Here is a 14,692-nt window from a genome sequence, read left to right on the forward strand (position 1 = left end):
CGGCGGCCCCCGCCACGGTCACCCTTGGGACCGATGTCCCAGTCCGTGAACGAGGTCTTGCGGGCTGGACGCCCCTGAAGGGAGGATCAATCGGCCGGTAGGCGCCTCGCACCGGCCTGTGACCTCGGGAGTCTTGGGATGAAACTGCTGCGAGTCGGACCGGCGGGCGCGGAACGCCCCGCGCTGCTCGATCAGAACGGCACCCTGCGCGATCTGTCCGCCCTGGTCCCGGACATCGACGGCGCCCTCCTCGCCGATGAGGCCGCCCTCGCGCGGGTGCGCGCGGCGGCGGCCGCCGAGGGGGACGACGCGCTGCCCGCGATCGAGGACGGCGGGGTGCGGATCGGCCCGCCGCTCGGCCGTATCGGCAAGATCGTGTGCATCGGGCTGAACTACCACGACCACGCCACCGAGACCGGCGCGAGCATCCCCGAAGAGCCCATCATCTTCATGAAGGCCCCGGACACGGTCGTCGGCCCCGAGGACACGGTCCTCGTCCCGCGCGGCAGCGTGAAGACCGACTGGGAGGTCGAACTCGCCGTCGTCATCGGCCGTACCGCCCGCTACCTCGACTCCGACGAGGCCGCCCTCGCCGCGGTCGCGGGCTATGCGGTGGCCCACGACGTCTCCGAGCGCGCCTTCCAGATCGAGCGCGGCGGCCAGTGGGACAAGGGCAAGAACTGCGAGACGTTCAACCCCCTGGGCCCCTGGCTGGTGACCGCCGACGAGGTCCCCGACCCGCAGGCCCTGGGCCTGCGCCTGTGGGTCAACGGCGAGCTCCAGCAGAACGGCAGCACGGCGGACCAGATCTTCGGCGTGGCCCAGGTGGTCCGCTACCTCAGCCAGTTCATGACCCTCTACCCCGGCGATGTCATCAACACCGGCACCCCGGCGGGCGTGGCCATGGGCCGCCCCGAGCCCAAGCCGTACCTGCGCGCCGGCGATGTCGTCGAGCTCGAGATCGACGGGCTGGGCCGCCAGCGCCAGGAGTTCAAGGACGCCTGACGGCTGACGTGAACGCGGAAGGGGTGGCCCCGGTGGGGCCATCCCTCCGCCCACTCAGGCCCCGGCCGTCGACAGATAGCGCTCCAGCGCCTCCACCACCAGTGCGTGGTCCTCGGCCTGCGGCAGCCCCGAGACCGCGACCGCGCCGATGACGCCCGTGCCCGTCACATGGATCGGGAAGGCGCCCCCGTGCGCCGCGTACCGGTCGGGGTCGAGGCGCGAGGACTCCTCGAAGCTGCTGCCCTTGGCGCGGAAGCGGGTGCCGACCAGGAACGAGCTCGCCCCGTAGCGCTCCACGACCCGGCACTTGCGCTCCAGCCAGGCGTCGTTGTCCGGGGAAGTGCCCGGCAGCGCGCGGTGGAAGAGGCGCTGACCGGCCCGCTGGATGCCGATCGTCACGGCGGCGCCGCGCTCCTGGGCCAGGTCGGCGATGAGGCAGCCCAGGCGCCAGGCGTCGTCGTTGTCGAACCGGGGCAGCCGCAGCCGGCGCTCCTGCTCCTCCAGCTCCGCCACACGGGATATCGCGTCGGTGTGCTCGCTCATGCGGGGACCTCGATCCGGACGGTACGGTGCTCCGCGGCCGCCACCCGGGCCGCCTCCAGCACATGCAGGGCGGCCGCGGCCTCGGCGGCGGTGACCGGTGGCGGGGTGCCCTCGCGGAGGGCGGCGGCGACGGCGGCGTAGTACGCGGGGTAGTCGCCCGGGAGGGTCTCCACCGGGGCGCCGCCGCCGGTCGCCGGGGACTCTCCCGCGCCCAGCCGCCCCCAGTCGCCCTCCGGCTCGGCACCCCATTCGACGGACGGGTCGCCGGGGCGCAGCCCCTCGCGCAGGGCGGCCTCCTGCGGGTCGAGGCCGTACTTCACATAGCCCGACTCGCTGCCCAGCACCCGGAAGCGCGGGCCGAGCTGGGCGGTGGTCGCGCTCATCCACAGATGGGAGCGGACCCCGCCGGCGTGGGTGAGGGCGATGAAGGTGTCGTCGTCGGTCTGCGCCCCGGGGCGGCGCACATCGACCTCGGCGTAGACGGACTCGACCGGTCCGAAGAGGGTGAGCGCCTGGTCGACCAGATGGCTGCCCAGGTCGTACAGCAGCCCGCCGACCTCGGCCGGGTCGCCGGACTCCCGCCAGCCACCCTTGAGCTGCGGCCGCCACCGCTCGAAACGGGACTCGAAGCGCCGCACCTCGCCCAGCGCGCCCTCGGCGAGCAGCTTGCGGAGGGTGAGGAAGTCGTTGTCCCAGCGACGGTTCTGGAAGACGGTCAGCAGCAGCCCGCGGGCCTCGGCGAGCGCGGCCAGCTCCTCGGCCTCGGCGGCGGTCGCGGCCAGCGGCTTGTCCACGACGGTCGGCAGCCCCGCCTCGAGGGCGGCGCGGGCGAGCGGGACGTGGGTGCGGTTCGGGGAGGCGACGACGATCAGGTCCAGCTCATCCGCCCGGGCCCACAGCTCATCGGCGGAGTCCACGAGCCGGACGTCGGGGAACTCGGCGCGCGCCTGCCGCTGCCGCTCCGGGCTGGAGGTGACGATGGTGTCGAGGACCAGCCCCTCGGTGGCCGCGATCAAGGGGGCGTGGAAGACGGATCCGGCCAGGCCGTAGCCGATCAGTCCCACTCGGGTGGTGCTGCTGTCATCGGTGGCATCCATGAAGCCACTTTGGCAACACTGTTGCCAAAGTGCAAGCGGTGGCCACAATGGAGGGGTGAACAGCACGATGTCCGGAGCGGCCGGGCCCGGAGCCAATCTGACCGCCCTGCGCAGCCACAACGCCGCACTCGTCCTGCGACTGCTGCGGGACGCGGGCGGGGACGGCGTCAGCCGCCCGGAGCTGGCCGGGCGCACCGGCCTCACCCCCCAGGCCGTCAGCAAGATCACGGCCCGGCTGAGGGCGGAGGGGCTGCTGGCGGAGGCCGGTCAGCGCGCCTCGACCGGCGGCAAACCGCCCACCGCCCTTCGGCTGGTCCCGGACGCCCGCCATGCGATCGGGCTCCAGCTCGACCGCGACGAGGTGACGGCGGTGCTGGTCGACCTCGCGGGCACCCCGGTCGCGGCCCGCTCGGCCCCGTTCGATTTCGGCGCGCCGGCGGAGGAGGCGCTCGCGGCGGCGACGGCCGAGGTCAGGGCGCTTCTGGCGGACGCGGCGGCCAGCGGCGTGGCGGGCGGAACGGCGGGCGGAGATATCGCGGCGGGCGGCGGGACCGGCGGCGCGGACCTCGGCAGGACTGGCGGCGCGGACCTCGGCGGGACCGGCGGCGCGGCAGGCGTCGGGACCGGCGGCGCCGCGGGCGCCGGTAGCGGCTTCGCGGGCGCCGGTAGCGGCTTCGCGGGCGCCGGTAGCGGCTTCGCGGGCGCCGGTAGCGGCTTCGCGGGCGCCGGTAGCGGCTTCGCGCTGGGCGGCGGGCTGCTCGGCGTCGGTGTCGCCGCGCCCGGACCGCTCGACCACGGCTCCGGCGTGCTGCACCGCGTCACCGGCTTCCCCCAGTGGGACGGCTTCCCGCTGCGCGACGCGCTCGCCGAGCGGCTCGCCCTCCCCGTCGTCCTCGACAAGGACACCAACGCCGCGGCGCTCGGGCTGGTGACCGCCGGGACCGCCGAGTCGGCCGCGTATCTCCACCTGGGCACCGGCCTGGGCGCCGGTCTGGTGCTCGGCGGGGATGTGTACCGGGGCGCGCGGACCGACGCGGGGGAGTTCGGGCACCAGGTGATACAGCTCGACGGGCCGCCCTGCGACTGCGGCAACAACGGCTGTCTGGAGGCGCTGTGCCTCGCCGCCGTCGCGCGCGGCGACCGTACGGACGCCGCGCGGCTGCTCGGCATCGGCGCGACCAACCTCGTACGGCTCCTCGACATCGACCGGGTGCTCCTGGGCGGCCGGATGGTGCTGGCCGACCCCGAGCCGTACGTTCGCGGTGTGGCCACGATGATCGCCGAGGACTCCGCCCGCGCCAGCCGCCCCCCGGTCTCCGTGGACGTCGTGGAGCGGGGCGAGCGGGCCGTCGTCGAGGGCGCCGCCCGGCTGGTGCTCGCACCGCTGTTCGCACTGGGCTGATCGAGGGGGATCCTGACCGCCAGTCGGGGGCAATCCGGGCCTGGTGCGGTGTGTCGGCGTGCGGACGCGGAATGTAGCGGAGTGCTCGGGGAAAACCGCAGCCAGCAGAGGTCACTCATGCGCTTGCCCACCGCACTGTCCCTACGAGCTGTCCTTCCGGCGGCCGCGCTCGCGTTCGCCCCGGCCCTCTACGGGGTCCCGGCGTACGCCGCCGAGGCCGAGCCCGCCGCCTGCGGGGACCGGAACACCTCCGACTTCCCGATCGAAGCCCATCTGCGCGGCGGGCCGGACCAGTACGCCCTGGGCGGCGGCTGGCGCGGCTGGCACCTCGAACTGCGCAACGCCACGGACACCGGCTGCCGCGCCATCCACCCCATCGCCGTCCTGGTCGACCAGGCCCATCAACTGCGGCCCCGCCATATCGGCTTCGAGTTCCTGGACCCCTCCGCGGACGGCGGCGCCACCTGGCGGACCGTCTCCTTCCAGACCACGGACGAAGACGAGAACATCGGGGTCTTCGACGACCACTTCAAGGGCTTCACCGTGCCCGCGCACAAGACCGTCGACGTCCAGGTGCGCGCGCGTTTCACCGCGGACGCGCCCGAGGGGCCGGTGACGGCCAACGCGATCGCCGTACAGCGGCGCGCGGACGACGGCGACTGGGTGGGGCAGTCGAACGACTACGTCTTCCGCATCGGCGCGACGGCGGCGGGTACGAGTTCGGGCACGGGCACGGGCTCGGGTACGAGTACGGGTTCGGGTTCGGGGTCGGGTACTGGGGCGGGTACGAGTACGGGCACGGGTTCGGGGTCGGGTACGGGCACGGGTTCGGGCGCGGATGCCGGTACTCCTGGCACCGGTGCCGGAACCACGGGTCCGGACGCCGGAACGCGTACGAGGGCGGCCACGCGCTCCGGCGGTCTTACGGAGACCCAGAAAGCCACCGACGGGGACACCGAGACCAAGCCCGCTCCTCAGCCGACCACCCGTTCCAAGCGCCCCACGGCCACGCCGAGCCGAACGTCCGAGGAGACCGCCTCGGCCGCGCCGAGCCGGAAGCCGAGCGCCACCAGAAGTCCCGGCGCAACCCGTAAGGAGAGCAGCCCGGCCGCGGTGCCGCCCCGTGCCGACAGCGACGTTGATGCCGACACGGAGGCGGACGCCGACGTCGGCGCGGAGGCCGACATCGACACCGATCCCAGCGCCGAAGAGGACGCGGGGACCGGAGCGGATACCGATACCGATACGGATACCGAGTTGGGCGCGGATGTCGATACGGACATGGACACCGACCTCGGGGCGGACACCGAGGCGGGCTCGGACTCAAGCGCGGACGCCGATGCGGGTACCGGCACCGAGACGGAGACGGGTACGGACACCGAGACGGGTACCGGCACCGAGGCGGGTACTGACACCGGCACCGACCTCGACGAGGGCCTCGACACGGGTACCGACCTCGGTACGGAGACCGATCCCGGCACCGACGCGGGGACCGACCTCGGCACCGACACCGAACTGGGCACGGAGACCGAAGACCCCAGCGCCGATTCCGACCTGGGCTCCGAAACCGACCCCAATGCCGAGACCGATCCCGGCACCGAAACCGACCCCGGACGCGAGCCCCAGGCCGAGCCCAGCACCGGTACCGGCGGCGACGGCCGTCACGAGGAGGACGGCGGCCACGAGCGCGAGAACGAGCGGATGCCCGAACTCGCCGCGACGGGCCGTCACACCGCCCTGCTCGCGGGGCTCGGCGTCATCAGCGCCGCGCTCGTGACCTGCGGCACCGTCCTCATGGTGAAGTCACGGCGCTCGGGGGTCTGAAGCCCCGGCGCCCCGGCACCCTCACGTCCGGCGCACGGACGAACTACTGGCCCCGGGGCCCCTCGCCCCGGCGGCGCAGTTCGTCGTCGATCTTGTCCGAGCCGGACTGGACCTGCTCCGAGTACTTGCCGCCGGTCTTCTTGTCCGCGGTCTCGGCCCCCTTGCGAGCGCCCTTCCGAGCCTTGTCCGGGTTCCTGCTGATCGCGCCCTTGAGCTTGTCCATCATGCCCATCGCGGCCTCCTTACGGTCCGGCCTTACGGTCCGGCTCGTTCCACGGAGGGGCGGATTCCGCCCCTTCCCCAGGATCAGACACCTGTGCGGATCTGTCGCGCTGGGACGGAGCGCGAACGCACGGCGAACGGACCGTGCTCCGGAACACAGGGCGGTCTCCCCAGCACTTTCCCCGGTTAGGCTGAGGTCGTCGCCAGACGCCGATTCCGAGCGGAGAGCAACCAGTGGCAGAGCGCAAGCCGATCGAGTCATGGCTCACCGATATGGACGGTGTGCTGATGCACGAGGGCATACCGGTGCCCGGTGCCGACGCCTTCATCAAGCGGCTGCGTGACTCGGACACGCCGTTCCTGGTGCTCACCAACAACTCCATCTACACCCCGCGCGACCTCCACGCCCGGCTGTCCCGGATCGGGCTGGACGTCCCCGTGGCGAACATCTGGACGTCGGCGCTGGCCAGCGCCCAGTTCCTGGACGAGCAGCGTCCCGGCGGCACCGCCTATGTCATCGGGGAGGCGGGGCTGACCACCGCGCTGCACGACATCGGCTACGTCCTTACGGATGTCGAGCCGGACTATGTGGTGCTCGGCGAGACCCGTACGTACAGCTTCGAGGCGCTCACCAAGGCCATCCGGCTGATCAACGACGGTGCGCGGTTCATCGCCACCAACCCCGATGAGATCGGCCCCTCCGCGGAGGGCGCGCTGCCCGCCACCGGCTCCGTGGCCGCGCTGATCACCAAGGCGACCGGCCAGAAGCCCTACTTCGTCGGCAAGCCCAATCCGCTGATGATGCGGTCCGGGCTGAACGCGATCGGCGCCCACTCCGAGTCCAGCGCGATGATAGGCGACCGGATGGACACGGATGTGCGGGCCGGGCTCGAGGCCGGTATGGAGACCTTCCTGGTGCTCACCGGGGTGACCAAGGCGGGAGAGGTGGACCGGTACCCGTACCGCCCGTCCACGGTCGTCGAGTCCATCGCGGACCTCGTGGAACGCGTCGTATGACCCGCCGGTGAGCGCTGGCATGACCGCCGGTGAGCCCTCGCGTGACCCCGATGGTGAACCCGGGTGTGACCCGCCGGTGAGCCCTGTGCCCCGGATGGCGCAGTAGGCGCCCGCAGCGGATGCGGCGCTCTGCCGGGCGCGTGAGCCTCTTGGTATCGGGAGGTTTCACCATGCGCGTTGTCGCACTCACTCTCTGTATCGCAGCATGCGCCGCCGTCGTGGCGGTGACGGCCGCCGCTCCGGCCCTCGCCGACCAGCGCCACTCCGCCACCACCACGATCCGGATCAGTCCAAGGGCCCTCGCCCCAGGCGCCGAGGTCGAGGTCTGGGCCTTCGGCTGCCCGGACCGGGTGGCCACCGCCTCGTCACCGGTGTTCGTGGACGACGCGGAGCTGACGCCGGAGGGGGACGCGCTCTTCAGCGAGGCGACGATCCGCTCGACGGCGGCCAAGGGGGCGCACCGGGTCACCCTCGACTGCGCGGGCGCCGGCCTCGTACGCGAGGACGTAACGGGCGCGGACGGCGCGGACCGCGCGGACGGCGCGGGCGGGGACGGGCAGGGCGGCGCGGGCGGGGTCGCCCTCGCCGTGGAGCGCCCGCCCTCGCCCGTCGCCCCCGTCCGCGCCGGAGGGGGCGGCACCGCGCCCGACGAGGCGCGGCCACGCGACGACATCGGCGGCGCGGAGGCGTACGGCCTGGTGCTCTCGGGCGGTACGGCCGTGGCCGTCGGCGGCCTCGCGGTCCACCGCCGCCGCCATCCCTCCCGTACCGCGAGCTGATCGTGATCGCCATGGGCCTGGACACCGAGACGGACGGAAACGACGGAAACATGGACGGCATCGGGAATCGCTTCTCCGGCCTCGGGCGACTGGCCATCGGACTCGCCTGGGCGGCGCTGCTGCTGGGCCTGTGGATGTGGGGCCGGGACACCACGGAGGGGACGGGTGGACCGGCGCCGATGACCGGGGACGTGGCCGCGGTCGGGCGGCCGTCCGCCCATCCGCTGCCCCCGGCGCACGCGCCGCTGGCCTCCGCCCGGCCGAAGCGGGTCGTGATCGAGGCGGCGGGGGTCCGCGCCCCGATCGTCGCCAGCGGCCTGGACCGCGACGGGGCGGTGATGCCTCCGCCCTTCAGCCGCCCCGGCACGGTCGGCTGGTACCGCGCCGGCCCCGAGCCCGGCTCCCCGGGCGCCGCGCTGCTGGTCGGCCACCTGGACACGAAGAGCAAACCGGCCGTCTTCCACGAGCTGAGCGACCTCAAGCGGGGGGAGCGGGTGCGGGTCGCGCGATCGGACGGGACGACGGCGGAGTTCACGGTCGAGGACGTCGAGGTGGTGCCGGAGAAGCACTTCGACGCGCGACGGGTGTACGGGGCGCGGTCCCATGACCGCGCGGAGCTGCGGCTGATCACGTGCGGGGGGAAGTACAACCGCTCGACCCGAACGTACTCGGCGAACGTCGTCGTCTCGGCCTACCTGACGGGTACGACGGGCTCTGCCGGCAACGTGTCGGCGGGCAGCCGCAATGCGCGGTAGTCGGGGCGCGGTGGGCGTGCGGGCGGCGGGTGGGCGCCTGCGGCGAGCGAAGCCCCCACCCCGCCCCTCCCCGAAACCAGGGGCCTCCGCCCCCTGCACCCCACCCAGGGCTGCGCCCCAGACCCCCTCGGTGCTCCGCCCCCTGCCCGGGGTCCAGGGGCGGAGCCCCTGTTACGGGAAGGGGCGGGGAGGGGAGAGATTCGCCGGACACCCCGTCACATACGCCAAGCCGCAGCCCGGCGCGGGCGTACGGGCGAAGAGCTGGGCGGGTTGTGGATGAGGGCACGGTGGTTCGGGGTGGTGTGTGAGGGGTGATTCGGTCGGTCTTGTCCCGCCGGGGGAGCGCCGTTCGTTCCCTGGGGCGTGCACTCGAGGGGGAGTGGACGTACGGCAGTTGCGCCGGCCGTTCGGGTCACGTTGCCCGTACCCACTCCAGCAGCCGCAGCCGCAGCCGCACCCGCACCCGCACCCGCGTGCTCTCCATCGCCGGGGCGCTCCTGTCGTGCGTCGTCGTCTGCGGGTGCTTCGGGGCCTCGAAGGGGGACAGTGAGCGTGCCTCGCTCGCCGGGCAGCAGCCGAAGCAGCGGCCCAAGTCCACGATCCCCTATTGGGTGAATCCGGACGGCAGCGCGGCGCGCCAGGCCGCGGCGTACCGGAAGAAGGGCGAGGACGGCCGGGCCCGGCTGATAGAGAAGATCGCGGCGCAGCCCGTCGCGGAGTGGCTGGGGGTGGACGACCCGGAGGGGCAGGCGCGGGGGTTCACCGCGGCCGCGGACCAGGTGAACCGGGATGCGCTGCTGGTCTTCTACAACATCCCGCACCGCGACTGCGGGCAGTACTCCAAGGGCGGCGCGGCCGACGGCGACGCCTATCGCGCCTGGCTGGACAAGGTGGTCCGGGGGATCGGCGACCGCCGGGCGACGGTCGTCCTGGAGCCCGACGCGCTGCCGCACGTGGTGGACGGCTGTACGCCCAAGAAGTTCCACGAAGAGCGGTACGACTTACTGACCGGCGCCGTGGACAAGCTCAAGGGGCTGCCGCACACCAAGGTCTATCTGGACGCCGGAAACCCCCACTGGATCAAGGACCCGCGGCGGATGGTCGAGCCGCTGAAGCGGGCCGGTATCCGTAAGGCCGACGGCTTCGCGCTGAACACCTCGAACTACCAGACGACCCAGGAGAACCGGGCGTACGGCAAGCGGCTGTCCGCGCTGATCGGCGGCAAGCCCTTTGTGATCGACACCAGCCGTAACGGCAATGGCCCGGCCCCGGGCAAGAACGACCCGCAGGCGTGGTGCAATCCGAAGGGCCGGGCGCTGGGCGAGAGGCCGACCGTCGACACCGGGGACAAGCGGATCGACGCGTATCTGTGGATCAAGCGTCCGGGCGAGTCGGACGGCACCTGCAAGGGCGGTCCCACCGCAGGTCGGTGGTGGCCCCGGTACGCGCTCGATCTCGCCCGTAACGCCGACCGTAGAAGTAGTTAGCCGTCACTTCTTCTTGGGCGCGGGCACCTTCACCCACACCGCCTTCGACGGCGTCCCCCGGCCATCCACCGCGTTGAGCATGTACCACCCCGGCGGCACCACGGACGAGTCCTTCGGCAGGGTCACCGTCACCCCGTCCCCGTCCTCCGTCCGGGTGAAGTCCAGCGCGATCGACCGCTGCTCGACATTGGTCACATGCGTGAAGGAGCCGGGCCGGATCAGCCGCATCGTGGTGATCGCCGATGCCTGCGCGGTCCGGTAGGTGGTCTTCCCGCCGAGCTTGACCGTCCTGGGCGCGGTGTCGGCGAGCTTCGGACGGGAGTCGCGGAAGAGATACGGCGGGGTGTAGAGGTCGATCTGCTGCTGGAACTCACCCGGCGTGGTGTTGGCCTTGTCGGCGAAGAGCGAGTCCGAGCCGAAGGTCATAACCCGGCCGTCCGGCAGGAGCAGCGCCCCCGAGTGGTAGTTGCGGCCCACCAGCGGATCGGCCACCGCGCGCGCGGTGTTGCTCTTCGGGTCGTAGAGCTCGGCCTTCAGCACATTGGTGGCGCCGCGCCCCCGGTAGTCGCCCGAGCCGTTCGTGGTCAGAACGGTGTCATCGGGCAGGATGACACTGCTCGGATAGCGCACCTTCGCATACAGATCCGGGCCATCGCGGAACCGCGGCTTGTCGGCGTGCAGATCGACGATCCGGGTCTTCGCCGTGGACTTCGGGTCCTCGCCGACCCCGCCCCCGCCCTGCACCATGTACCGCTGGTCCTGCGCGGGCGGCAGCAGCACCGACATCGACGTCTCCAGGGCGTCCGAGTCGCTGATCCCCGGGACCACATCGAACCGATTGGTCTTCGGGTCCCAGACGCCGGGCGTGCGGCCCTTGTCGTCCGGACCGTATCCGGCGTTCGAGCCGGTGTAGAAGATCCGGCCCTTGTCGGTCAGGAACAGCGCGGGGTAGGTCGGGAAGAAGCGCTTCTTGGGCAGGTACTTCCACTTGTTGGTCCTGGGGTTGTAGACCTCGTTCTTCCCCGGCACCACCTGGCCGATCTCGTCCAGCCCGGAGACCGCGAGCACCTTGCCGTCCTGGAGGGTGGTCAGCGTCGGGTACCAGCGGGCCTCGTTCATCGGATCGACCGGGACGTACCGCTCGGCCTCCGGGTCGAACTCATACGCCTGCTTGATGCCCTGGAAGTCCTTCTTGTCGAACGACAGCTTCTGGGCGATTCCGTAGAAGTTCCGCTTGTCCTTTCCCTTCAGCCCGGAGATCCGGTAATTGTCCTCGGTGCCCGTCTGGTACTTCTTCCCCTTGCGCAGCGCCTCCACATAGACCCGCGCCGTGCTCGCGGTGACGGTGACCTTCCCCTTGCGATTCTTGGCCTTCTTCGCACGCGGAACGAGAATCGGGTCCTTGGACTCGAAGGTCTTGCCGTTCTCCTTCCCCGTGAAGCGGGTCCCGGCGGGGAGGGTCTTCGGCTTGTCGGGGTTCTCGTTGTGGACGAACATCAGTCCGCCCGCCTTCTCGACATCGCCCCTGAGCTTCTCATAGCGCTGGGTGCCGCCCGCCACCAGCAGCTTTCCGTCCGGGAGCTGGCTGTGCCCGGAGCAGAAGAGGTCCTTGGGGGTCGGAATGTTGGTGAAGGTGTTCTTCTCCGGGTCCCACAGGACGCTGCGGAAGGATTTGGCGGCGAAGTTCTTGGCGTTGTTCCCGGATCCGGCCACCAGCAGCACCTTTCCGGTGTGCAGCAGGGCGGCGTGGATCGTATTGATCCGGTATTCCTCGGGGACATCGACCACATCCCAGTGGCCGTTCTCCGCCTTGTACTCCGGTTGGTTGATTTTGTACGCGTGGTACTTGTCCGAGCTGAAACGGTAGAGGGCGGGGCCGTTCATCCCGGCCAGCACGAAGACAGCCGCCGCACCGATCCCGAAGCGGCGGGTGCGGCGACTCGGTCGGTACTTCACTTCTTATCGTCCCCCAAGGGCGGGCTGCGTGTTCCGTTTCTCCTGGCGGACGGTCCACCGCCAGGCGATGATCGGCGCGGCTGTGACAGCCAGGGCACGTAATGCCAAAACGGTCATCGCGGGATGACTGTGGCCGAAGTGGAAGGAAGAGGCGAGCGACCCGCCGAAGACTGGATTCGGGCAATTGTTCCAAGGGTGAATGTGTGGCTCCGGTGCGGCATTCGGGCTCGGGGGCTGGCAATCTGCTTCAGATGCGATCGCCGTGTCGATCTGTGGTGGTGGGCCAAGGGGGCTGGCGTGATAGCTGGGCACACCGTGGGCGATGCGTTCGCCGATCCCACTCCCGCGTCGCGGTTCGCCGATGGTGACCGGTCGCTTGGCGTGCCGCGTCACGTGGCGTGTGTGATGGACGGCAACGGACGGTGGGCGGCCCAGCGGTCGCTGCCGCGTACGTCGGGTCATCGGGCGGCGGAGGCGACCGTGATCGACGTCATCGAGGCGGCCCGGACTGCGGGCGTCGAATGGCTGAGCCTGTACGCCTTCTCCACCGAGAACTGGAGCCGGCCGAGTGCCGAGGTCGACTATTTGATGCGGTTGGTGCGCGGGGTGGTGCGCAAGCACGCGCCGCTGCTGCACGCGCGGGGGATCCGCTGCCGTTTCCTCGGGGTGAGCGACCCGAGGATCCCTCGGGCGCTGGCACGCGACTTCGCCGACCTGATGACACTGACCGGCGACAACCGAGGCATGACCTTGACCGTCGCGTTCGATCACGGCGGGCGCGGGGACATCGTCGCGGCCGCGCGGTCACTGATCCGCGCGGGTGTGGCGGCCGAGGCGGTGGACGAGCGGAGTTTCGCCGCCCATCTGCCCTTCCCTGACACACCCGACGTGGATCTGGTCATCCGAACCTCGGGGGAACAGCGCATCTCCAACTTCATGCTCTGGCAGGTCGCCTACGCGGAATGGGTCTTCCCGACCGTGCTGTGGCCCGACTTCCGCGCGCCGCACTTCCTCGAATGCCTGCACACCTACCGGCAACGCGATCGCCGCTTCGGCGGCGTGCTGCCCGAGCGGAACGGAGACTCCCGATAGTGACCATCGCAGATGGCGGGCACCCCGACAGTGCCCAGGGCGGTGCGACCGAGTTCGACGGCGGTACGTCACGGCCGAGTGCGGCGAACGGACAGGAGCCGTTGTTCGGCGCGGGCTCGCGGTTCCAGGAATTCGTCAACGATCCGCGGTGGGCGCTGGCCATGGTCCGGGCGACCGTGCTGGAGGCCGCGCACCCGCAGGTCGGCGCCGCGCTGATCGAGAACTCCACGTTCGTCGCCCACCCGTGGCGACGGCTGCGCAACACCATCCGCAGCTTGCAGCGCATGTTCGGGGACGACGAAGAGGTACGGCGCCGCGAGGCGGCACGGCTGAACCGCCTCCACGCACGACTCAGCGGAACCGACCCGCGAGGCCGGACCTACAGCGCGATGGACCCCGCTGTACGGGCCTGGGTGGTGGCGACCATCTTCGAGTCCACCGTGACCATGTGCCGACTGAGCGGACAGCCCCTTGAGCAGCACGCCATGGAGCGGCTGTACGCCGAGTTCCAGGCGTATCTGGCCGCCATGGGAGACGAGTCCGGTCACCTGCCGCCCACCCTCTCCGAGTTCTGGCCCTACTACGACCACGTGGTGGAACGGGAGCTGGAGAACACCGAGGCGATGCGGATCATCCTCTACAAGCTGTTCGACCATCTGCCCGCTCCGGCCCTGCTGGGCGGGGTGCCCACGCTGTGGGCCACCGGCCGGGCCGTCGCCGGCCCGCTCATCGGGGCGATCATCGTCGCCTCGCTCCCGGAGCCCTTCCGCCGGCGTGCCGGGCTGCCCGAGATGCCCGGAGCCCAGACCCTGATGCAGGGTGCGTATCTGGCCGTCGGCCTGGCCCGGTTCCTGCCGAACGGCTGGGTCCGCGCCGAGGCCATCGCCGACCTGCTGGCTCTCTCGCCCCACAGCGACGACCCGCGAGCCCGGGCGGTCACCGCCCTGCACGACAAAATGCGGCGGGCCGGTGCCCTGATCCGGCTCATCACGCCGCTCCCTCCGCAACCGGAACCCGCCTCCCGCACCGGCACCGAACGCGGTGCGGAGGAGTTCTTCCGCGAGGTGCTCGACCAGACCGGCGACGGGTACGTGGACTGGCCGGACCTCGCCGCCATGGCCCGCGAACTGTCCACCCGCCTCGATCTGGAGGAGCCCGAGGAAACGAGGCTCTACAACGCCTACGCCGACTGGTGGCGTGAACTCCAGACGGCACTGGACACCGACGGGGACGGCCGCGTCAGCGCCCGCGAGTACGCCACCGCCGTTCCCTCCCTGGCCGGACCCGCACTGATCAAGGTCGCCGAGGTCCTCTTCGACGCCACGGACAAGGACGGCGACCAGCACATCGACGCGGACGAATACCGGACGCTGTTCCAGACCGCGTTCCACCGCGACACCGTCGGCACCGACCGTACCTACACGCGCGGCGCCTTCATCGGGGACTTCCTGGCCTTCATGTCCGGCCGCCGACGATCGACGGCCTACGACCCTCTGCTCGCCCAGGCGTGAGC

General features: G+C 71.4%; 13 protein-coding genes. 9 read left to right on the top strand and 4 right to left on the bottom strand.

Annotated features, from left to right (window positions below; genetic code table 11):
* The first annotated feature begins 138 nt into the window (after positions 1-138).
* Positions 139-1,005: a fumarylacetoacetate hydrolase family protein gene (locus tag ACZ6TD_RS29220; RefSeq protein ID WP_471342969.1), complete on the top strand. Its 867-nt coding sequence runs from the start codon at positions 139-141 to the stop codon at positions 1,003-1,005.
* 54 nt (positions 1,006-1,059) lie between these two features.
* Here ACZ6TD_RS29220 and ACZ6TD_RS29225 read toward each other — a convergent pair whose 3' ends face one another.
* The gene (locus ACZ6TD_RS29225; RefSeq protein ID WP_471342970.1) at positions 1,060-1,548 is read right to left on the bottom strand and encodes a heme-degrading domain-containing protein; all 489 of its coding nucleotides are present in this window, start codon (positions 1,546-1,548) and stop codon (positions 1,060-1,062) included.
* The gene (locus tag ACZ6TD_RS29230) at positions 1,545-2,645 is read right to left on the bottom strand and encodes a Gfo/Idh/MocA family protein (RefSeq protein WP_471342971.1); all 1,101 of its coding nucleotides are present in this window, start codon (positions 2,643-2,645) and stop codon (positions 1,545-1,547) included. Before ACZ6TD_RS29230 ends, ACZ6TD_RS29225 begins: the two co-directional genes overlap by 4 nt.
* Before the next feature lie 67 nt (positions 2,646-2,712).
* Here ACZ6TD_RS29230 and ACZ6TD_RS29235 point away from each other — a divergent pair, with 67 nt between their 5' ends.
* On the top strand, positions 2,713-4,047 hold the full coding sequence (locus ACZ6TD_RS29235; RefSeq protein WP_471358133.1) for an ROK family transcriptional regulator: 1,335 nt from the start codon (positions 2,713-2,715) through the stop codon (positions 4,045-4,047).
* Between the two features lie 123 nt (positions 4,048-4,170).
* Positions 4,171-5,871, top strand: coding sequence for a hypothetical protein (locus ACZ6TD_RS29240; protein ID WP_471342972.1), 1,701 nt, complete (start codon positions 4,171-4,173; stop codon positions 5,869-5,871).
* 43 nt (positions 5,872-5,914) lie between these two features.
* On the opposite strand, the gene ACZ6TD_RS29245 is transcribed toward ACZ6TD_RS29240, so the two are convergent.
* On the bottom strand, positions 5,915-6,103 hold the full coding sequence (locus ACZ6TD_RS29245) for an antitoxin (protein ID WP_471342974.1): 189 nt from the start codon (positions 6,101-6,103) through the stop codon (positions 5,915-5,917).
* A gap of 224 nt (positions 6,104-6,327) precedes the next feature.
* On the opposite strand from ACZ6TD_RS29245, the gene ACZ6TD_RS29250 reads away from it, so the two are divergent.
* The 4 genes from ACZ6TD_RS29250 (at position 6,328) to ACZ6TD_RS29265 (ending at position 10,131) form a co-directional block, all read left to right on the top strand.
* Positions 6,328-7,110, top strand: a complete 783-nt coding sequence (locus ACZ6TD_RS29250) for an HAD-IIA family hydrolase (RefSeq protein ID WP_471342975.1) — start codon at positions 6,328-6,330, stop codon at positions 7,108-7,110.
* A gap of 170 nt (positions 7,111-7,280) precedes the next feature.
* Positions 7,281-7,889, top strand: coding sequence for a hypothetical protein (locus tag ACZ6TD_RS29255; RefSeq protein ID WP_471342976.1), 609 nt, complete (start codon positions 7,281-7,283; stop codon positions 7,887-7,889).
* An 11-nt stretch (positions 7,890-7,900) separates the two neighbouring features.
* Complete coding sequence (locus ACZ6TD_RS29260) at positions 7,901-8,644, top strand: class F sortase (protein ID WP_471342977.1); 744 nt, start codon at positions 7,901-7,903, stop codon at positions 8,642-8,644.
* A gap of 473 nt (positions 8,645-9,117) precedes the next feature.
* Entirely contained in the window at positions 9,118-10,131 is a 1,014-nt protein-coding gene (locus ACZ6TD_RS29265) for a glycoside hydrolase family 6 protein (RefSeq protein WP_471342979.1), read from the top strand.
* Between the two features lie 3 nt (positions 10,132-10,134).
* Here the strand turns inward: ACZ6TD_RS29265 and glxA are convergent, their stop codons facing one another.
* On the bottom strand, positions 10,135-12,087 hold the full coding sequence (glxA, locus tag ACZ6TD_RS29270) for a radical copper oxidase GlxA (protein ID WP_471342981.1): 1,953 nt from the start codon (positions 12,085-12,087) through the stop codon (positions 10,135-10,137).
* 405 nt (positions 12,088-12,492) lie between these two features.
* On the opposite strand from glxA, the gene uppS reads away from it, so the two are divergent.
* Entirely contained in the window at positions 12,493-13,179 is a 687-nt protein-coding gene (gene uppS / locus ACZ6TD_RS29275; protein WP_471358137.1) for a polyprenyl diphosphate synthase, read from the top strand.
* Positions 13,180-13,280: 101 nt separating this feature from the next.
* Positions 13,281-14,690: an oxygenase MpaB family protein gene (locus ACZ6TD_RS29280; protein WP_471358139.1), complete on the top strand. Its 1,410-nt coding sequence runs from the start codon at positions 13,281-13,283 to the stop codon at positions 14,688-14,690.
* Positions 14,691-14,692: the final 2 nt, after the last annotated feature.

Source organism: Streptomyces yongxingensis (assembly GCF_055597465.1).